This is a genomic window from Paraburkholderia sp. SIMBA_027 (assembly GCF_046535315.1).
Classification (GTDB): Bacteria; Pseudomonadota; Gammaproteobacteria; order Burkholderiales; family Burkholderiaceae; genus Paraburkholderia; species Paraburkholderia tropica.
The window spans coordinates 51,141-69,118 of record NZ_JAWRWY010000014.1; the positions used below are offsets into that span (position 1 = coordinate 51,141).

Annotated in this window: 16 protein-coding genes; 6 read left to right on the plus strand and 10 right to left on the minus strand. The window is 66.7% G+C overall.

Annotation, left to right across the window (positions count from 1 at the left end):
- Positions 1 to 172: 172 nt before the first annotated feature.
- The 3 genes from SB764_RS25525 (at position 173) to SB764_RS25535 (ending at position 3,503) form a co-directional block, all read left to right on the plus strand.
- Positions 173 to 1,057 carry an ABC transporter substrate-binding protein gene (locus SB764_RS25525; protein ID WP_065059666.1) on the plus strand — a complete coding sequence of 295 codons (885 nt, stop codon included), beginning with the start codon at positions 173 to 175 and terminating at the stop codon, positions 1,055 to 1,057.
- 218 nt (positions 1,058 to 1,275) lie between these two features.
- Positions 1,276 to 2,439, plus strand: a complete 1,164-nt coding sequence (locus tag SB764_RS25530; protein ID WP_176081098.1) for a porin — start codon at positions 1,276 to 1,278, stop codon at positions 2,437 to 2,439.
- Between the two features lie 71 nt (positions 2,440 to 2,510).
- Complete coding sequence (locus tag SB764_RS25535; protein ID WP_065059668.1) at positions 2,511 to 3,503, plus strand: threonine/serine dehydratase; 993 nt, start codon at positions 2,511 to 2,513, stop codon at positions 3,501 to 3,503.
- Between the two features lie 75 nt (positions 3,504 to 3,578).
- On the opposite strand, the gene SB764_RS25540 is transcribed toward SB764_RS25535, so the two are convergent.
- From SB764_RS25540 to SB764_RS25570, 7 genes are read right to left on the minus strand one after another with little or no spacing between them, the layout of a single operon-like run.
- Positions 3,579 to 4,817 carry a glutamine amidotransferase-related protein gene (locus tag SB764_RS25540; protein WP_410865418.1) on the minus strand — a complete coding sequence of 413 codons (1,239 nt, stop codon included), beginning with the start codon at positions 4,815 to 4,817 and terminating at the stop codon, positions 3,579 to 3,581.
- 40 nt (positions 4,818 to 4,857) lie between these two features.
- The gene (locus tag SB764_RS25545) at positions 4,858 to 6,087 is read right to left on the minus strand and encodes a pyridoxal phosphate-dependent aminotransferase (protein WP_065059670.1); all 1,230 of its coding nucleotides are present in this window, start codon (positions 6,085 to 6,087) and stop codon (positions 4,858 to 4,860) included.
- 50 nt (positions 6,088 to 6,137) lie between these two features.
- Positions 6,138 to 7,313: a M24 family metallopeptidase gene (locus tag SB764_RS25550; protein ID WP_183715872.1), complete on the minus strand. Its 1,176-nt coding sequence runs from the start codon at positions 7,311 to 7,313 to the stop codon at positions 6,138 to 6,140.
- Positions 7,314 to 7,333: 20 nt separating this feature from the next.
- Complete coding sequence (locus SB764_RS25555; RefSeq protein ID WP_410865421.1) at positions 7,334 to 8,464, minus strand: mandelate racemase/muconate lactonizing enzyme family protein; 1,131 nt, start codon at positions 8,462 to 8,464, stop codon at positions 7,334 to 7,336.
- Positions 8,461 to 9,684 (minus strand): M20 family metallopeptidase, encoded by a 1,224-nt coding sequence (locus SB764_RS25560; RefSeq protein ID WP_197520326.1) that lies wholly within the window; start codon positions 9,682 to 9,684, stop codon positions 8,461 to 8,463. The genes SB764_RS25555 and SB764_RS25560 overlap by 4 nt, the downstream gene beginning before the upstream one ends.
- A 14-nt stretch (positions 9,685 to 9,698) precedes the next feature.
- Entirely contained in the window at positions 9,699 to 10,448 is a 750-nt protein-coding gene (locus SB764_RS25565) for an amino acid ABC transporter ATP-binding protein (RefSeq protein WP_065059673.1), read from the minus strand.
- 10 nt (positions 10,449 to 10,458) lie between these two features.
- Positions 10,459 to 11,181, minus strand: a complete 723-nt coding sequence (locus tag SB764_RS25570) for an amino acid ABC transporter permease (RefSeq protein WP_065059674.1) — start codon at positions 11,179 to 11,181, stop codon at positions 10,459 to 10,461.
- 195 nt (positions 11,182 to 11,376) lie between these two features.
- On the opposite strand from SB764_RS25570, the gene SB764_RS25575 reads away from it, so the two are divergent.
- The 3 genes from SB764_RS25575 to SB764_RS25585 all read left to right on the plus strand — a co-directional run bounded on the left by SB764_RS25575 (position 11,377) and on the right by SB764_RS25585 (position 15,090).
- Positions 11,377 to 12,318, plus strand: a complete 942-nt coding sequence (locus SB764_RS25575) for a GntR family transcriptional regulator (RefSeq protein ID WP_065059675.1) — start codon at positions 11,377 to 11,379, stop codon at positions 12,316 to 12,318.
- 266 nt (positions 12,319 to 12,584) lie between these two features.
- Complete coding sequence (gene serC, locus SB764_RS25580; protein ID WP_410865423.1) at positions 12,585 to 13,679, plus strand: 3-phosphoserine/phosphohydroxythreonine transaminase; 1,095 nt, start codon at positions 12,585 to 12,587, stop codon at positions 13,677 to 13,679.
- The gene (locus SB764_RS25585) at positions 13,672 to 15,090 is read left to right on the plus strand and encodes a hypothetical protein (protein ID WP_410865425.1); all 1,419 of its coding nucleotides are present in this window, start codon (positions 13,672 to 13,674) and stop codon (positions 15,088 to 15,090) included. The genes serC and SB764_RS25585 overlap by 8 nt, the downstream gene beginning before the upstream one ends.
- A 25-nt stretch (positions 15,091 to 15,115) precedes the next feature.
- On the opposite strand, the gene SB764_RS25590 is transcribed toward SB764_RS25585, so the two are convergent.
- The 3 genes from SB764_RS25590 to SB764_RS25600 all read right to left on the minus strand — a co-directional run bounded on the left by SB764_RS25590 (position 15,116) and on the right by SB764_RS25600 (position 17,941).
- Entirely contained in the window at positions 15,116 to 15,427 is a 312-nt protein-coding gene (locus SB764_RS25590) for a hypothetical protein (RefSeq protein ID WP_065059678.1), read from the minus strand.
- Positions 15,428 to 15,488: 61 nt separating this feature from the next.
- Positions 15,489 to 16,982, minus strand: coding sequence for an alginate export family protein (locus SB764_RS25595; protein WP_065059679.1), 1,494 nt, complete (start codon positions 16,980 to 16,982; stop codon positions 15,489 to 15,491).
- Between the two features lie 5 nt (positions 16,983 to 16,987).
- Entirely contained in the window at positions 16,988 to 17,941 is a 954-nt protein-coding gene (locus SB764_RS25600) for a VOC family protein (protein WP_074985251.1), read from the minus strand.
- Positions 17,942 to 17,978 lie beyond the last annotated feature (37 nt).

The window sequence follows — 17,978 nt, forward strand, 5'->3', positions numbered from 1 at the left end:
TACAACTGTGCAATAAAAATACAAACAGGCGATCACACCGCGCACAAAAATTCATGTGATTTCAAGGCCACACGCGGACGGGTTTTTTTATTCTCGCTTGACGTACATTTTTCACGTTTGTATAAATTTGTACAACTCAAGCAAAACACGCCACCCGCCAACAGGACCCACCATGAACGCACGCTTGCCGATTTCCGCCCTTTCCTCGCTCCGCGCCGTCCCCGTTCTTCCGGCCCTCGTGGCCTGCGCCGCGCTGTGCAGCGCACTCGCCGCGCCCGCCGCCTCGGCGGCCGATGCCGTCAAGACGCTCGACTCGGGCAAGCTCACCTACGGCGTCGCGGCGAGCTTCGCGCCGTTCGAATTCACGCGCAGCGGCACGCTGACCGGCTTCGACATCGATCTCGCCCAGGCCGTCGCCAAGGAAATGAAACTCGAACCCGCGCCGCAGAACATGCAGTTCAACGGCCTGATTCCGGCGCTGCAAGGCGGCCGCATCGACCTGATCAATTCGGCGATGTACATCACGCCCGCCCGCAGCGCGCAGGTCGATTTCGTGCCCTATCTGCGCGTGGGCGACCGCATCATCGTGCAGCAGAGCAATCCGGCGAAAATCACGGGCCGCGACGACTCGCTGTGCGGCAAGAACGTGGCCGTCACGCTCGGCGGCATCGAGGAAACCTACGCGCGCGCCGACGCGAAGCGCTGCACCGCCGAAGGCAAGACCGCGCCGAACGTCATGACGCTGCCGACCGCGCAGGATGCCGCGCTGAGCCTGCGCCAGGGCCGCGCCGACGCGATCTACAACTCCACGCCCGGCACCGTGCAATTGCTCGCCGAAGTGCCCAACACGTATAAGGCCGTCGGCCCCGAATTCGAGCAGACCACCACGATCGGCTTCGCCGTCGCCAAGGGCAACACGGCGATGGCCGGCGCACTCAAGGACGCGCTCGCGAAAGTGGTCGCGCAAGGCACTTATCGCCAGTTGATCGCCAAGTGGAAGCTGCCTGCTTCCGTGTCGATCTTCGACGGCGCGGGCACCGTCGCGAAGGCCGACTGACCGACGCGCCTCGCGCGCGCTTCGCTCACCCTCCTGTTTCGTTTTGTGGTTCGCGTTGACGGTTCCGGAGCGGCCTGGCCGCTCCGGCGGGCGCGCTCGCGCCTGCTTTGCGCCTGCTTTGCGCCTGCTCAGCCCGATACCTCGACGTCCGCTTGATCGCTTTCATCCGCCGCACGCTTCTCGCACATCACCTCAATCACAATTAATTCGCATAACAGATGAAAACCCTGAAAGCACGACTCGCACTCACCGGCGCGGTGCTCGCCGGCGCCGGCATCGGCAACGCTCACGCACAAAGCAGCATTACGCTCTACGGCATCGTCGATGCAGGCATCAGCTATCTGAAGACCCAGAACGGCAACCGCTTCAGCCTGCTCAGCGGCGGCCTCTCGGGCAACCGCTGGGGCCTCAAGGGCAGCGAAGATCTCGGCGGTGGAATGAAGGCGATCTTCCAGCTCGAATCGGGCTTCGCGATCGGCACCGGCAAGTCGCTGCAAAGCAGCCGCGAATTCGGCCGCCAGTCCTTCGTGGGACTGTCGGGCGACCACTGGGGTTCGCTCGTCGCGGGCCGCATGTACGACCCGATCGTCGATCTCGTGCAGCCGATCACCGCCGACGGCGCGGGCGGCAGCGTCCCGTTCGCCACGCCCGGCGATGTCGACAACAACGACTTCAGCGCGCGCGTTTCGAACGCCCTGAAATACACCTCGCCGAACTTCGGCGGCCTCCAGTTCGAAGCGCTCGTCGCGCCCGGCGGCGTGGCCGGCTCGCTCGGCCAGGGCTACACGCTCAGCGCCGCCGCGCTCTACGCGAACGGCCCGCTCAAGCTCGCGGCGGGCTACTTCCAGGCCGCCAACGCCAACGCATCGACGGGCGCACGCACGGGCTGGACCAGCGCCACCACCGACGCGCTCTTCGAAGGCGGCTCGATCAACACCGCCTACCAGAGCGCGCACGTGCTCGGCATCGCCCAGGCCGCGGCGCAGTACCAGCTCGGCGCCTTCCAGCTCGGCGCGGGCTACAGCAACGCGCGCTACACCGCCGACGGCGAATCGACCTTCGCGCACACGCAGCGCTACAACACGGGCCGCGTGTACGCGTTCTACCGCGTCTCGCCCGCGCTGCGATTCGGCCTCGGCTACGTCTTCACCGATGCGAGCGGCGACGCGTCCGCGCGCTACAACCAGGTCAGCACGGGCGCGTTCTACACGCTCTCCAAAGCCACCGACGTCTACGCCACCGCCGCCTTCCAGCACGCGAGCGGCGAGCAGCGCACGAGTTCGGGCGCGCTCCAGGACGCGCGCGCGACGATCTCGTCGTATGGCGTGGACGGCACCAGCACGCAGGCGATCGTGACAGTCGGCCTGCGGCATCGTTTCTGATCCGGTTCACGCCGGATCGCCTGGCGCGGCGCACCGATTGCGTTCGCCGCGCGTTTATCGAGGATCGCAACATGTTGTCTTTCCAGACCCCCGCCGCCCGCGACGTGCTCGACGCCGCCGCGCGCCTGCACAACGTCGCCGTCGATACGCCGCTCGTGCGTTCGGATCTGCTCGACGCGCTCACGGGTGCGCGCGTGGTCGTCAAGCTCGAATCGCTGCAACACACGGGCGCGTTCAAATTTCGCGGCGCCTATAACTGCCTGTCGCGGCTCGACCGCGCGCTCTGCCCCGACGGCGTGGTCGCCTACTCGACCGGCAATCACGGTCAGGCGATCGCCACGGTCGGGCGCATGCTCGGTCTCGCGACCACGGTCGTAATGCCGTCGAATGCGCCTGAAAACAAGGTCGAAAAAGCGCGGCTCGCGGGCGCGCGCATCGTGCGCTACGACCGCGAGCGTCAAAGCCGCGAGGAAGTGGCCGCCGAACTCGCGCGCGAAGGCCGCTACACGGTCGTGCCGCCCGGCGATCATCATCATGTGATCGCGGGCCAGGGCACGGTCGCGCTCGAATCGCTCGAACGCCTCGGCGCGGCGGAAGTCGATGCGATCGTCGTGCCGTGCGGCGGCGGCGGACTCGCGGCGGGCACCTGTCTCGCCGTCGAGGCGGCCGGCTCGCACGCCGAAGTCTGGGCCGCCGAACCGGCAAGCTTCGACGATACGCGCCGCTCGCTCGCGTCGGGCGCGCGCGAAACGAATCCGGCCGGACGCGTATCGATCTGCGACGCGCTGCTCGCCCCCGTGCCCGCCGAACTGCCGTTCTCGATCAACCGTTCGCGCCTCGCGGGCGCGCTCGTCGCCGACGACGACGCCGTGCGCCGCGCGATGGCGTTCTGCTTCGAAACCTTCCGCGTGGTGGTCGAGCCCGGCGGCGCGACCGCGCTGGCCGCGATGATGGCCGATCCGGCCGCCTCGGCGCTGCGCGGCAAGCGCGTGCTCGTGGTCGCCTCGGGCGGCAACGTGGATGCGGAATTGTTTGCGCAGGCGCTGGCTTCGCAGGCTGCGTGATCGATCGATATCGATGGGCGTAAAAAAGGCGTGCCAGAGCGGCGCGCCTTTTTTGCGTGAAGTGTCTGCGTGCGTTCAGTGCCCGCGCGCCGCCTGCAACCACGCGATCAGCAACGGATGCGGCGCACCCTCGCGCGACGACAATTCCGGATGCCCCTGCATGCCCGCGAAGAACGGATGATCGCGCGCCTCGATCGCATCGGCGATCTCGCCACTGGCGTCGCGCGCGGCAATCGTCACGCCGACACGCGCCAGCGGCGCTTCGAGCGACGTTTCCAGCCGATAACGATGATTGCAGCGAATCGGCGCTCGCGTGCCATCGAGCCAGTGCGCGAGCTGCGAGTCGTGCGAGATCGATACCGGTTGCACGCCCGCGCGATGGACGAGACTGCCATCGTGCGTTTCGCGAATCGGCACGAAACTCGGCACACGCGCGTGCGGTTGCGCTTCGAGCATGCCGACATCGTCGCGTTCGAGCGCCACGCGGGCGAGCGCCGTCGCCATCGACTGCATGCCGAGACACAAGCCGACCACGGGCACGCGCGCGCTCCACGCATACTGCGCCGCCGCGATCTGTCCGGCCACGCGCGACATGTCCGCGCCGCCGGGCAACAAGATCGCCTGCGCGCCGTGCAACTGCGCGGCCACAGTCGACGCGTCGAGCGATTGCGCGGCCACAAAGCGCACATCGAGGTCGAGCGCGAGCGCATCGGCGGCGTCGCCGAGCGCGGCGAGCGTCGCCGGATATTGCGCACGCTGCTCGCTTTCGCTGCCGATCAACGCGACGACGAGCGACGCGCGCGATGACGTTTCAAGGTCGACATCGGCAACGGCATCGACGTCAGCATCGCTCCATCGGCCAAAGCGGTCTTGCGTTGCGGCATCGCGCAACACGCGATGCTCGTCGATCACCCGCGCGACGGACGACGCGCGTTCAACCACGTAGCGCGTCGACGTCACGCCTTCACGTTCGGCGCGCGACGCAAACGCCTCGCGCAGCGCGGCCGGCTCGCCATTGGCGGGATGCATGGGCACGACCACCTCGGCGTGCCGCGCGCGCATCACGATCTCGTCGATGTCGAGTTCGCCCTGCACGCCGCCGGGACACGCGCGGTCGCGCCAGAGCAAACCGCTCGCGACCAGCGCGCCTTCCGTGCAGACGTGCTGCATCGCATCCGGAAAACGCGTCGTATCGAATCGCGCGGGCAGATGCGCGAAGATCGCCTCGCCCGCGGCCAGCCGCATCGCCAGCCGCGCCGCGAGCGCGCCATACTGCGCGGGTTCGCTCGCGGCGTCTTCGATCAGATGCAGCATCGCGCACCGCCTGGCAGGATCGCGTGACGAAGGTCCACGCTCATGCGCCCGCTTCCAGCGGCGCGAGCGTGAGCGTCGCGCACGCGGCTTCGATGCGGCGGCACGCTTCCTTCAGCGTCTCGACCGGCACCGCATACGCGATGCGCACGTGATCCTCCACGCCGAACGCGCTGCCGTGCACCACGCCCACATGCGCCGATTCGAGCAGCCACGTCGCCACGGCGAGGTCGTCGCGCAGGACCGCGCCATCGGGCGTCGTCGCGCCGATCAGGCCTGCGCAGTTCACGAACGCGTAGAACGCGCCATCGGCGGGCTCGCAATGCAGCCCCGGACACCGCGCAATGGTCGCGTTCACGAGATCGCGGTTCGCGCGCAGCTCCACGAGCCAGTCGTCGAGAAACGACAGCCCGCCGCGCAGCGCCGCAACCGTCGCCGCCTGCGAAATCGTGCTCGGATTCGAGGTGCTTTGCGATTGCAGGATCTGCATCGCGCGCACCAGCCACGCCGGGCCGCCCGCGTAACCGATGCGCCAGCCCGTCATCGAATAGCCCTTCGAGACGCCGTTCACCGTGAGCGTGCGCTCGCGCAGACGCGGCTCGACTTCGGCCGGCGTGCTGAACGCGCCGCCAAAACGCACGTGCTCGTAGATGTCGTCGGCCATCAAGAGCACGTGCTCGTGGTCGAGCAGCACGTCGGCGAGCGCGCGCAATTCCTCACGCGTGTAGACCGCGCCCGTGGGATTGTTTGGCGAATTCAGGATCAGCCAGCGCGTTTTCGGCGTGATGGCGGCGCGCAGCGTCGGCGCGTCGAGCTTCCAGCCGTTCGACGGATCGCCGCTCAGCACGCGCGCGCGGCCTTCGGCCAGCGCCACCATATCCGGATACGACACCCAGTACGGCGCGCAGATCAGCACTTCGTCGCCGGGCGCGAGCGTCGCGAGCAGCGCGTTGAAAATCAACTGCTTCGCGCCCGTGCCCGCGATCACTTCGTCCATCGCGTAACGCACGCCATTCTCGCGCTCGAACTTCTCGACGATCGCCGCGAGCAGTTCGCTCGTGCCCGCCACGGCGGTGTACTTCGTGTCGCCGCGCTCGATCGCTTCGATGCCCGCGCGCTTGATGTGCGCGGGCGTGTCGAAATGCAATTCGCCTTCACCGAGATTGATGACGGACTTGCCGGCGGCAAGCAACTCGCGCACCTTGTCGGAAATCGCGGCCGTGGGCGAGGGGCGCACGCGGCTCATGCGCGGCGCCAGTTGGGAAAAAGACATAGACACCTCTTGATTCTTTGGACTGCGCGTTCGCACGCGTTCGGGCACGCTCAGGCGGCCACGCGCAGCAGCGGACGCGCGATATTGCCGAGCGCGCGATAGCCGGTTTCGGTCACGACCACGGTTTCGCTGACACCGACGGTGAACTCGCCGTAGATGCGCAGCGCGGGCGGAATATGGAACGTCATGCCCGGACGCAGCGGCGTCGTCACGCCCGTGTAGAGGCTCAGGATCGAGCCTTCGCCCCAATCCGGCGCGAACGAAATACCGACCGAATAGCCGGTGCGCTTCTTGAAGTTGTCGGTGTAACCCGCGCGGTCGATCACGGCCTGGCAAGCAAGGTGCGGCGCTTCGCACGGCGCGCCCGGCACGATGGCGTCGAGCGCCGCCTGCAGCGCTTCCTGGCAGACCTTTTCCATATCGAGCGCTTCGGGACGCACGTCGCCGATCCACGCCGAACGCATCAGCGCCGCGTGATAGCGGTCGTGGCACGCGGCCATTTCGAGGAACGCGGGCGCGTTCGCTTCGAGCGCGCGACGACGCCACGTGCCGTGCGGCACGCCCGTGCGCGGACCGGCCGAGACGAGCGGCTCCATGCCGACGTATTCCGAACCGGCCGCGATCGCCGCGCCCATCATCGCCGCGACCAGCGTGTTTTCCGTGTTGCCCACATGCACCGCGTCGAGCCCCGCGCGCATGCCCGCATCGACATAGCTCGCGGCTTTTTCGAGCTTGGCGATTTCGGCGGGCGACTTCACCGCGCGCAATTGCTCGACCACGCCCGCCGCGTCGGCGATGGTGCCGAGCTTCGCGCCCAGCGCCTCGTAGACCGCGATCGGCAGGAACCAGCCGCGCTTGTCGATCGCCACGCGCTTGCCCGCCAGACCTTTCTGCTGGATCACGCGCACGAGCACGTCGACGGGATTGTCGCCGTCGCCATACACCTGCGCATCGGAAATAAAGGTATTGGCGATGAAGTTGAAATATTCGAGCTGGCGGATCACGAACACCGGATCGCCCTCGACCGGCAGCACCAGCGCCTGGAAGGTGTAGTAGCCCGGCGTCTGCTGGCCCGTCAGATAGAAGATGTTTTCCGGGCCGGTGACGACCATCGCGTCGATCTGGTTGCGCGCGAGCAGCTCGCGGGCGCGCGCGACGCGATGCGCGTATTCGGCGGCCGTGAAGGCCGATTCGCTGCCCTGTGCGGGGCCTTGATTCGCTTGCATGCTGTCAGTCCTTGTGTCGTTCAAAGTGTCGTGGTGAGGGCGGCGTCGAAGCTCACGCCCAGTCCGTGCGGATCGGTGACGTTCACGCCGCCGTCGCGGTAGACGATGCCGCGCGCGGGGTCGTCGACGAGGCCGTCCGCGCCGTAGAGTTCCGCCCAGCGCGGGCCGCACGCGCAGCACGCCTGGAGCGCGGCCGCCGTGGCGAGCGCGCCTTCGTTCATCTGGCCGATCATCAGCGCCACGCCCGCCGCCTGGAGCTTGCGCGCCGCGGCCACCGTCGCCGCGATGCCGCCGAGCTTGAGCAGCTTCAGATGCGCGGCGACCGGCAGGCCCGCGAGTGCGCAGAGCGCGTCGATATCGGCGGGCGATTGCAGGCTTTCGTCGAGCATCAGCGTGATCGGGCTGGCGCGCGCGACGTCGCGCAGCGCGTCCCAGTCGCCGGCCGCGATGGGCTGCTCGACGTAGTCCACGCCGCGCGCGGCGAGCGCCGCGAAACGCGTCGCGCAGTCTTCGGGACGCCACTGGCCGTTCGCGTCGACGGAGAGCGTGAGGCGCGCGCCGAAGCGCGAATGCAGCAGGTCGATGCGGCGCAGGTCGTCGTCGAAATGGGCGACGCCCACGCGCAGCTTCAGGTCGCGAAAGCCGCGGTCGAGATACTGCGCGGCGCGCGCGAGCATGGCGTCGTCGCTGGACCAGAACAGCGTCTGGTTGGTACGCCACGACGGCGCCTGCGTGCGCTGCGCCGCGCCGTACAACGCGGCCACGCTGATGCCGAGCTGACGCGCGCGCAGATCGTGCAAGGCGCTGTCGATCAACGTGCGCACCGGCGCACCGCAAGGCGCGATCAGCGCGCCGAGCGAGTCGAACAAGGCATGCGCGCCTTGGGCCCAGTCGATTTGCGCGATCGCCTTGAACGCTTCATCGACGATCTGCTCCGCCGCGTAACCGTTGAGATACGCGCAATTGATGCGCACCTCGCCAGTGCCGCACTGCCCCGCCTCTTCGAGCCGCAGATAGAGCGCCTCGAGGCTCGCCACGCTGCCCGACGACGCCGTATGCAGCACGAGGCCGCCGCCGTAATGCAGCGCCGCGCGATGCAGGCTCGCGCGAATGCCCGCGGCGCGCGTAAGCGTCAGCGCCGCGTCGTTCATTGCTCCGCCTTGAGCATCTCGATCGCGACGTCGCGATAGATCAGGCTCGACGCGAGGAATTCGTCGATCGGCACGAACTCGTCGGGCTTGTGCGCGACTTCGAGCGTGCCCGGGCCGATCACCACGCCCGCCGCGCCCACGCTGCGGAAATGCACCAGATCGCAGCCGCCCTGGAAACCGAACGGACCCGGCTCGCTGTTGCCGTGCGCGCGGCACGCGGCGAGGCTCGCCTGCACGATCTTCGAGTCGGCGGCGGTTTCGGTCGCGCCGCCCGTGGTCGGCTTGTATTCGAGCACTTCCGCGCGCACGCCGAACTGCTCGCGCGCCGTTTCCAGCAGTTGCTCGATTTCGCGCTTGACGTCCTCTTCGAGTTCGCCGGGCACCATGCGGCGGTCGAGCAGCAGATCGCACGCGCCGGGCACGACGTTGTCGGCATGTCCGCCGAGCGCGCGCGTGACCGTGAGACTCGCCGAGCCGACGAGCGGATGGCAGCGGCAACGCACTTCGTTTTCGTGATGGCCTTCGACGAGCTTGAGCAGTTGCGCCGCGCGATAGATCGCGTTGTCGCCGAGATGCGGCGTGCCCGAATGCGCCGTCACGCCGTGCACGCGCACAAGCGGACGCAGGCTGCCCTTGTGCGCCGAGAACGTTGCGTTCGAGGTCGGTTCGCCGACCACCACGAAGTCGACGTGCGGACGGCTCGCCGCGTAGAACTTCGCGCCTTCGCTGGCGATTTCCTCGTCGGCGGTGAACACGCCGAGCAGCGTGCCCGACCAGCGCGAGCGGTCGGCCGCGAGCATGCGCATGGCTTCGAGCATGGCGGCGAGCGGGCCCTTGGCGTCGCACGAACCACGTCCGTAGAGGCGGCCGTCGGCTTCGCGCAGCACGAACGGATCGGACTGCCAGCCGGTGCCGGCGGGCACCACGTCGAGGTGCGTGTTGAACGCGAAGGTCGGGCCCGGCCCGTTTTCGAGGCGCGCCATCACGTTGGCGCGGCCCGGCTTGTATTCGCTCAGCGACAGATCGAAGCCCGCTTCTTCGAGCAGACGATGCACGAGTTGCGCGGCCTCGATCTCGCGTCCCGGCGGGTTCTCGGTATTGATGCCGACGAGGGCGGCGAGATCGCGCTTCATGCGCGCGAGATCGGGTTGCATGGCGGGTTGCGTGGCGGATTGTGTAGCGGATGCGGCGGAAGACGGCGTGGAAAGAATCGCGGACATGCAGGGGGCTCCGGTCAATGCAGGATCTGGTCGAGAAAGCGGCGCGCGCGCTCGTGCGTCGTGCCGCTGAAAAACTGTTCGCTGGACTCGGTGAGAATCACCTCGCCCGCTTCCATGAAAACGATGCGGTCCGCCGCGCGGCGCGCGAAACCCATCTCGTGCGTGACGACGAGACTCGTCATGCCTTCGGCGCTCAGCTCGGCCATCACCTCGGTGACTTCGTTCACCATTTCGGGGTCGAGCGCCGAGGTCGGCTCGTCGTAGAGCATGACTTTCGGCTTCATCGCCAGCGCGCGCGCAATCGCCACGCGCTGCTGCTGGCCGCCGGAAAGCTGGTCGGGATAGTGATCGGCGCGTTCGCGCAGATGCACCTTGTTGAGCAGCGCGAGCGCGAGATCGTGCGCGTCGAGCCGCGAGACGCCCGCCACCGACATCGGCGCGAGCATGATGTTTTCGATCGCCGAAAGATGCGAGAACAGCTCGAAGTTCTGGAACACCATGCCGATCTGCTGGCGCACCTGATGCACGCGCTTGAGTTCGCGCGTGAGGTCGCGGCCTTCGAACAGGATGTTGCCGGCGTCGACGGATTCGAGCAGATTCACGCAGCGCAGCAGCGTCGATTTGCCCGAGCCCGACGGCCCGACGATCACGATGGTTTCCTTCGGCGCGACTTCGAGCGAGCAACTTTTGAGCACCTGGGTGCCGCCATAGCTCTTGTCGATGCGATGAATCTTGAGAAGCGGCGAAGCGGGTACGGTCGACATGAACAAGCCTTTAGCGGACGACGGGTTGCGAAACACCGAGCAGACGTTCGGCGAAGGACGTGCGGCGCACGGCGCTCTTGCGGCGGCGGTTCAGCGCGCGCTCCATCCAGCCTTGCAGCAGCATGAACAGCGTCGTGAACGCGAGGTAATAGATGCCGGCGGCGCTCAGCGCCTCCAGATAGCGGAAGTTCGCGCTGGCCGCCTGATTGGCCACGAGCAGCAGTTCCTGCACGGCGATCACCGACACCAGCGCGCTCAGCTTGAGCATGCCGATCATCTGGTTGCCGATGGGCGGCAGCACCACGCGCAGCGCCTGCGGCAGCACGATGTGGCGGAACACCTTCGCGCCGTTCATGCCGAGCGCGAAGCCCGCCGTGCGCTGGCCCTGCTTCACCGCATGCAGGCCCGAACGGAAGATCTCGGACATGAACGCGCCTTCGTTGAGCGAGAGCGCGAGCACGGCGCACACGAAGGCGCTGAAGCGGATGCCGAACGACGGCAGCACGTTGTAGATGAAGATGATCTGGAACAGCACCGGCGTGCCGCGGAACAGCCACAGATAGAGGAACGTGAAGGTGCGCGCGACGCGGTTACGGCTGCCTTGCAGCAGCGCCAGCACGAGGCCGATCAGCATGCCGCACAGCAGGGAGACGACGGTAATCGCCAGCGTCATGGCCGCGCCGCGCACGAAATCGGCCGAGATGAGGTAGTCGAACAACAGGGATAGAGACATTCGCAAACTCCGTTCTTTGCATCACGTTTGTTTCAATTGTCTCAATTTATACAAACGACAAAAACACGGGTCAAGCAATAAAAAAGCCCTCTTGCATGGTTTTTTTTGGCGAGCGAGGATGTTTGCGCCCTCTTTGTGGCACCCAGAATTTGTATTTTTTGTTATTCTTCCGCCATCGACTGGAGGAATGCGGAAATGATCAAGCGCCCGGGCAAAGCCGCCCATGTGCTGGCCAAACAGATCATCGACTTGATTCAGGAAGCGCACTTCGAGGTCGGGCATCATCTGCGCGAGCAGCAGCTCGCGGATCTGCTCGGCGTCTCGCGTACGCCCGTGCGCGCCGCGATGGCGCTGCTCGAATCGTTCGGCGTGATCGAGTCGCGCGAGAATCGCGGTTTTTTCCTCGCGAAGCCCGCCGACGGGCTGCATCGCATCGAACTCGAACTGCCCACTTCGGGCGACGAAGACCTGTACAACCGTCTCGTCACCGACCGGCTCGCGGGCACGCTGCCCGCCTCGCTCACGCAGACCGACATCTGCCAGCGTTACGGCGTCGACCGCATGACGATGACGCGCGCGCTCTCGCGGCTCTCGGAAGACGGGCTCATCGTGCGCAACAAGGGCCATGGCTGGAGCTTCCAGCCGTCGCTCGATTCGGCGCTCACGCTCAAGAGCAGCTACGACTTCCGTCTCACGATGGAACCGGCGGGCCTGATGCTCGCCACCTTCTCCGCCGACCGCTCGGCGCTGGAGCGCTGCAAGCGCGAGCATCTGTTTCTGCTTTCGCAACTGGGCGGCGAGAGCGTCACGCCGCGCCAGGTGTTCGACACCGACGCGAACTTTCACGAACTGCTCGCCGAGTACAGCGGCAACGTGTTCATGCATCAATCGATGCAGCAGCAGAATCGTTTGCGGCGTCTGCTGGAATTTCAGGGCTATGTGAACCGCAAGCGCATTCGCGAGTGGTGCAACGAGCACATCGAGATCATCGACGCGATTCTTGCGGGCGACATGGAAGTGGCCGCGTCGCGCATGCACGAGCATCTGCGCCACGCGTATCACACGACCGGCGCCGCCGATGCGAGCGTGAAACCCGCGACCAAAGCCGTGCGCGCGAAGAAGCCGGTGACGGCCTGAGCGGCGTCGTGTGTTGCGGATTTCGGGCGTGCCAGGACGTGCATGACGGTGCCTGAAATCCGCCGCTTACATTCCTTAATATTGCTGAAAGCATACGGAAATCTGCATCCGCGAAATTGGCGCGCGTTTGCCCCTTTGCTCCGCTCCTCATCGCACCTTCGGGCTTGTTAGTCTTGAGCGTCACTGAAACTGGCGTCTGACGCGCGTATTCGCGACTCCGCGGATCCACGCTTCGGCGCGCCGCCGCACAGACGCTCACACGCCCGATGAAGTCCAACGCTCTCAATTTTTCCGGCGGTCCCGGCGCGTTGCCGGCCGCCGTACTCGACGCCACGCAAGCCGCCATCGCCGCGCTGCCGGAAACGGGGCTGTCCGTGCTCGGCATGAGTCATCGCTCGGACTGGTTCGAGCAGATCGTCGACGAAGCCGAGCGCAATCTGCGCGCCCTGCTCGGTTTGCCCGAGCGTTTCGCGGTGTCGTTTCTGCAAGGCGGCAGCAGCCTGTTGTTCGCGACGATTCCGCTGAACTTCGCCACGCGCGCTTTCGCGCCGCCCGATTACATCAACTCCGGTTACTGGAGCAGCCGCGCGAGCGCCGAAGCCCAACGCGTGGGCCCGTGCCGCGTAGTGTGGGACGGCGCGCCGTCCGGCTTTCGCGAGTTGCCGTCGCTCGATCGCCTCGCCGTCGCGCCGAGCGCTGCGTATCTGCATTACGTGTCGAACGAAACCGTCGAGGGGCTGCAATTCGCCGCGCCCGACACGACGCCGCGTGTGCCGCTGATCGCCGATATGTCGTCGGACTTTCTGTCGCGTCCGTTCGACACGGGACGCTACGGCATGATCTACGCGCACGCGCAAAAGAATCTCGGCCCGGCGGGCGTAACCGTCGCCATGATCGACCGCGCATTGCTCGAGCGCATTCCCGAGGGCCTGCCGCAGATTCTCGACCTGCGCACGCAGATCGCGCATCGCTCGAACTACAACACGCCGCCCGTCTTCGCGATCTACGTGCTCACGCTGGTCACGCGCTGGCTTCGCGACACGATCGGCGGACTCGACGCGATGCAGCGCATCAACGCAACGAAATCGACGCGTCTTTACGACACGCTCGACGCGATGCGCGATGCCGTCGATGTGCATGCGCTCAAGCTGTGGCGCTCGCAGATGAACGCGGCCTTCACGTTCCGCGACGCGCGTCTCGACCGCGCGTTCCTCGACTTCGCGGGCGAGCGCGGCATGGTGGGACTCGAAGGACATCGCTCGATCGGCGGGCTGCGCGCGTCGCTCTATAACGCGGTCACGCTCGAAGCCGTCGAGACGCTGTGCGACGCGCTGCGCGAATTCGGAGCACGTCATGGCTGACACACTCGTGGCAACGGAAGTGGATTCGATCGAAGCGGATTCGATTGAAGCAATGTCGCGAGCGCTCGACGCCGCGCCGCTCGATCTCGGCTTGCATACGCGCATGCTCGCGGCCCTGCGCGCGGCTCACGACGTGGCGGGCAGCGCCGCGCACGAACTGGCGCTCGCCGCGTTCGGCATGCTCGGCACGACGCACGGCGATCATGCCACGCATCAGCCCACCCCGCAGCACGCGCTCGTGCTCTACAACATCGCGACCGTCTACGCGATGAACGGACGGCGCAAGGAAGCGATCCGCTGGTATCGGCTCGCGCTGGAGATCGATCCGGCGCTCGCCATCGCGCATCAGAATCTGGCCGCGACGCTCGACCGCGAAGGGCTCGCCGATGAAGCGCGCGTGCATCGCGAACGCGCGTACCGTCTGCAACGCGTCTTCGTCGATCGGGCGCTCGGCACGGAAACGCTGCGCGTGCTGATACTCGGCGTGGGTCACGGCACCGGCAACGTGCCGATCGACGCGCTGCTCGGTGCGCAAACGACCACGCGCATCCGCTACGCGATCGATTGCGCCGGCGACGCCGAAGACGCGCAGTTGCCGCCGCATGACGTGGTGTTCAACGGTATCGGCGACGCCGATGTGGCCGCGCCGCTCGCCGCTCGCCTCGCGCGTTTCGCGGATTTCGCGGCGCGTCGCGAACGGCCGCTGCTCAATGCGCCGGACGCGATTGCGCGCACGCATCGTCATCGGCTGGGGGAATTACTCGACGGCGTGCCCGATGTGATCGTGCCGCGCTGCGTGCGTCTGGACGCACGTCCGTCAAACGAAGCCGCGCTCGCGGCGCAGCTCGCGCAGTCGCAACTGACGCTGCCGCTCCTGCTGCGCCCGCTCGCCGCGCACGGCGGCGAAGGCGTGACGCTGCACGCCTCGCTCGATTCGTTGTGGCGCGCGCTCGCCGATCTCGATGCGCCGTGCTATCTCACGGCCTTTCACGATTTCCGCGCCGCCGATGGGCATTACCGCAAATACCGCACGCTGTTTGTCGCGGGCGAGCCGCATCCGTACCATCTCGCGATTTCGCGTCACTGGATGGTCCACTACTTTTCCGCCGATATGGCGGGGAGCCCGTGGAAGCTCAACGAGGAACAGCACTTTCTGGCCGATCCGCGCGCGGCACTCGGCACGCGCGCGCACGAAGCGATTCGCGCCATCGGCGCGCGGCTCGGGCTCGCTTACGGTGGCGTCGACTTCACGCTCACGGCCGATGGCCGCGTGCTCGTATTCGAAGCGAACGCGACCATGCTCGCGCACCGCGAAACGCCGCATGGCCCGTTCGCGCACAAGAACCGCTACGTGGAGCGGATCATCGACGCGTTCGGGCGCATGCTACGCGACGCGGGCGACGCGCGTTGACGCCTGGCACGTCAACGAAACCGCGTCACCAGAACTGCGGCAACACGATCGCGTCCGTCTTCGGCGCGCTCTTGCGGCGGCGGTGCAGTTTCACCTGCGTCTGCGCGATGCCGCTCCACGCCTGCTCCGCGCGGCGCACGGCGCAATCGAACGATTCGTCCTCGACCGTGCAGCGATTGTCGACCGTGATCTGCCAGCCGTGACGCGTGCGCGTGCAGCGCACGCGGTCGTCTTCCATCAGATCGGCGTACCAGCGCCAGACGCGCGCGTCGTCGGCGTTGGCGCGCGCGGCGGCGGACAGCCGCGCGACTTCGAGACTATGCGTCTGCGTGACCATATCGTTCCCCTGTCTTCATGACGCTCAGCGTCCTCATCGTCGAATCTTTGCCCGGCGGACTTCACCAGCCGAGCTTCGCTTCGACGCCCACATAATCGGCATTGCGCGCGCCCAACGCGCGGATCGAGCTGCCCACGTTGAAGTGCACGGCTTCGAGCGCGAGCGCCACGTTGTCGTTGACGATCCAGTCGGCGCGCACCTGCGCATACATGCCCGTGTAGCGATTGCCCTTGCCCGCCGTGCCCGGCACCGTCGCCATGCCCTGGCCGTAAACGGCGTCGGCAGTCGTTTCGCGCCACTGAAAACCGAGCGCGGTCAGCAGCGTGAGCTTCGGCGTGATCTTGAACGTCAGCGAAGGCTTTACGTGGATCAGGTTGCTATAGCCGGTGTAGCCCGCGAGCGTGAAGTAATAGCCGTTCGGAAACAGCGGATTGAAGGTGCCCACGCGGCCGTCGCCGGGATGGTGATCGCCGGATGCGCCGTCGATCTGCAAGCCCGCGCGCGGCGTGCCCGGCAGCGAAGCGAGCGTGTAGCCGCCGAGCGCGCCGAACGCCCACGCGCTCACGGTGTCCGCGCCCACGTGGCCGGTCTGGAACATCGTTTCCACGTCCCAGTCGAAGGGCGCGGATTTGCCCGCGTAGCGCGCGTCGAACACATCGCGCCGCTCGTTGCCGCTCGCGTCGATGAAGCGCGCGTTATCGCGCTCGTAGCGCGACCAGTACGCCGAGAGATCGCCGGGACCGACGCTCGCACGCTCGACGCGCACGCCGTCGAAGGTCAGATGGCCGTTGGAGACATCGTCGAAATCCGAGTTGTCGCGATACTGCACCGGCTGCGTGAGATAGCCAATGAAGCGCCACTTGCCGATCTCGTAGTCGGCCCAGAGCGCGTCGAAGGCCTGGCGCACGTTCGGGCCGTCGCGCACGGACACGAAACGCTGCAAGTCGAACGCCATTTCCTGACGCCCCACGCGCGCCTTGAAGGTGCCGCCGCCCACGCCGTAGACGAACGCGACAAACGCCTGCTCGATATCGAGCGGATTTTTGTCGACGGGCGTGACCGAGTCCTTGCCGTACGGACGCGCGTCCTCGAGTTGAAAGAACGCCTGGACGTGCTCGCCGAAATGCGCATCGGCGTGTACTTCGACGCGCTGGATCAGCCAGCTGTCGGGCTTGTTCGCGCCGAGGCCGAACAGCGGCGTGTTGTTCAGTTCGAAGCGCTCACGCAGATTCGCGCCGAGCGAGAGATACCACGACGGGTCGCTCGACAGCGGCAGGTACTTGAGCGCATCGAGCGGCTTGCGCGGCACGCACGGATTCGCGAGCGCGCTCCAATCTTCCTGCCAGCGGTTGAACGACGGAATCGGACGCTGCGCGTTGCAGGCCGCCGATGCCGACGTTGAAGCCGCCGCCGCAGCGGGCGCAGTCGAAGCCGCATCCGCTTGCGCATCCGCCGCATTCGCCGCGCCCGCCTGCAACCCGGCGAACGCGGCGCCCGCGAGCGCCGCGCGCCGCCATCCCTGCGCCTGGCGGCGCGATCGCTTGCTCGTGAGCATGCTGCTTACTTCGCGCGCTGATGCAGTTCGGCCACGTAGCCGCCGGGGAACTCGACCATCGCCGTGCGCCCTTCCACGTTCTGCGCGACGGGCACCAGCACCTTCACGCCGGCCGCCTGCGCCTTGGCGAGCGTGGCATCCAGATCGGGCACGTCGTAGCCGGTCGTTTCGCGGCCGTACGGGAACGGCAGCTTGCCGTCGGTCACGAACACGAGCATGTTGCCGAAGCCCGATTGCAGGCGCACGCGACGGATCGTTTCGCCCGGCTTGCCGATCTCGGCGCCGTCCGCGTGGTGGTTGTCGGAGACGATCTTGCCGTGCGAGAAGCGCAGGAAACGCTTGATGAAATTCTGCGCCTCGTACTTCGAAACATAGACGCGGTTGTCCGGCACGTACGCGAGCGGCGCGTACGACGGCGCCTTCGTGTGCCAGTAGAGTTGCATCGTCAGGCCGCCCGGCCATTGAATGATGGCGTCCTTGCCGATCGGATCGTCGAACGATTCGACCAGCACGTCGGCGCCCGCTGCACGCGCGGCGCGCACGGCCGTGTCGATATCGGTGACCAGATAGCCGGTGCGTTCGTTGCCGAACGGGTACGGCACAGGCGTCTGGAACGCGAACACCGAGAGCATGCCCACCGGCGTCTGCACGTATTGCGAGGCGGTCTTGCTCGGCGTCGGCGTGACCGTGAAGACGGCGCGCGGCGAAGCCTTGCCGCCGAAGGTCGCGAGGAAGCTGTTCACGAACGCGTCGATGTCGTCGTTGGCGACGTAGACGTGCGTCGTGTCGTATTGCGGACCGACCGAAACCACCGGCAATTGCGCCGATTGCTTCGCTTGCGCGGATTGCGGATATTGCGCGTCGTCGGCGAAGGCGCTCGACGCGGGCAGCATGACGCCAAGCGCCGCAAGCGCGACGACGAGCGCGCGCACGGGTCGTTGAAAGGCGGAAAGATTCACGTAATGCTCCTGATGAAAAATCGAAACGATGAAACGT

What these genes read in the sequence shown, in the direction of transcription:
- SB764_RS25525 (WP_065059666.1), top strand. Translation starts at nt 173, where the DNA reads ATGAACGCACGCTTGCCGATTTCCGCCCTTTCCTCGCTCCGCGCCGTC.
- SB764_RS25530 (WP_176081098.1), top strand. Translation starts at nt 1,276, where the DNA reads ATGAAAACCCTGAAAGCACGACTCGCACTCACCGGCGCGGTGCTCGCC.
- SB764_RS25535 (WP_065059668.1), top strand. Translation starts at nt 2,511, where the DNA reads ATGTTGTCTTTCCAGACCCCCGCCGCCCGCGACGTGCTCGACGCCGCC.
- SB764_RS25540 (WP_410865418.1), bottom strand. Translation starts at nt 4,817, where the DNA reads ATGCTGCATCTGATCGAAGACGCCGCGAGCGAACCCGCGCAGTATGGC.
- SB764_RS25545 (WP_065059670.1), bottom strand. Translation starts at nt 6,087, where the DNA reads ATGTCTTTTTCCCAACTGGCGCCGCGCATGAGCCGCGTGCGCCCCTCG.
- SB764_RS25550 (WP_183715872.1), bottom strand. Translation starts at nt 7,313, where the DNA reads ATGCAAGCGAATCAAGGCCCCGCACAGGGCAGCGAATCGGCCTTCACG.
- SB764_RS25555 (WP_410865421.1), bottom strand. Translation starts at nt 8,464, where the DNA reads ATGAACGACGCGGCGCTGACGCTTACGCGCGCCGCGGGCATTCGCGCG.
- SB764_RS25560 (WP_197520326.1), bottom strand. Translation starts at nt 9,684, where the DNA reads ATGTCCGCGATTCTTTCCACGCCGTCTTCCGCCGCATCCGCTACACAA.
- SB764_RS25565 (WP_065059673.1), bottom strand. Translation starts at nt 10,448, where the DNA reads ATGTCGACCGTACCCGCTTCGCCGCTTCTCAAGATTCATCGCATCGAC.
- SB764_RS25570 (WP_065059674.1), bottom strand. Translation starts at nt 11,181, where the DNA reads ATGTCTCTATCCCTGTTGTTCGACTACCTCATCTCGGCCGATTTCGTG.
- SB764_RS25575 (WP_065059675.1), top strand. Translation starts at nt 11,377, where the DNA reads ATGATCAAGCGCCCGGGCAAAGCCGCCCATGTGCTGGCCAAACAGATC.
- serC (WP_410865423.1), top strand. Translation starts at nt 12,585, where the DNA reads ATGAAGTCCAACGCTCTCAATTTTTCCGGCGGTCCCGGCGCGTTGCCG.
- SB764_RS25585 (WP_410865425.1), top strand. Translation starts at nt 13,672, where the DNA reads ATGGCTGACACACTCGTGGCAACGGAAGTGGATTCGATCGAAGCGGAT.
- SB764_RS25590 (WP_065059678.1), bottom strand. Translation starts at nt 15,427, where the DNA reads ATGGTCACGCAGACGCATAGTCTCGAAGTCGCGCGGCTGTCCGCCGCC.
- SB764_RS25595 (WP_065059679.1), bottom strand. Translation starts at nt 16,982, where the DNA reads ATGCTCACGAGCAAGCGATCGCGCCGCCAGGCGCAGGGATGGCGGCGC.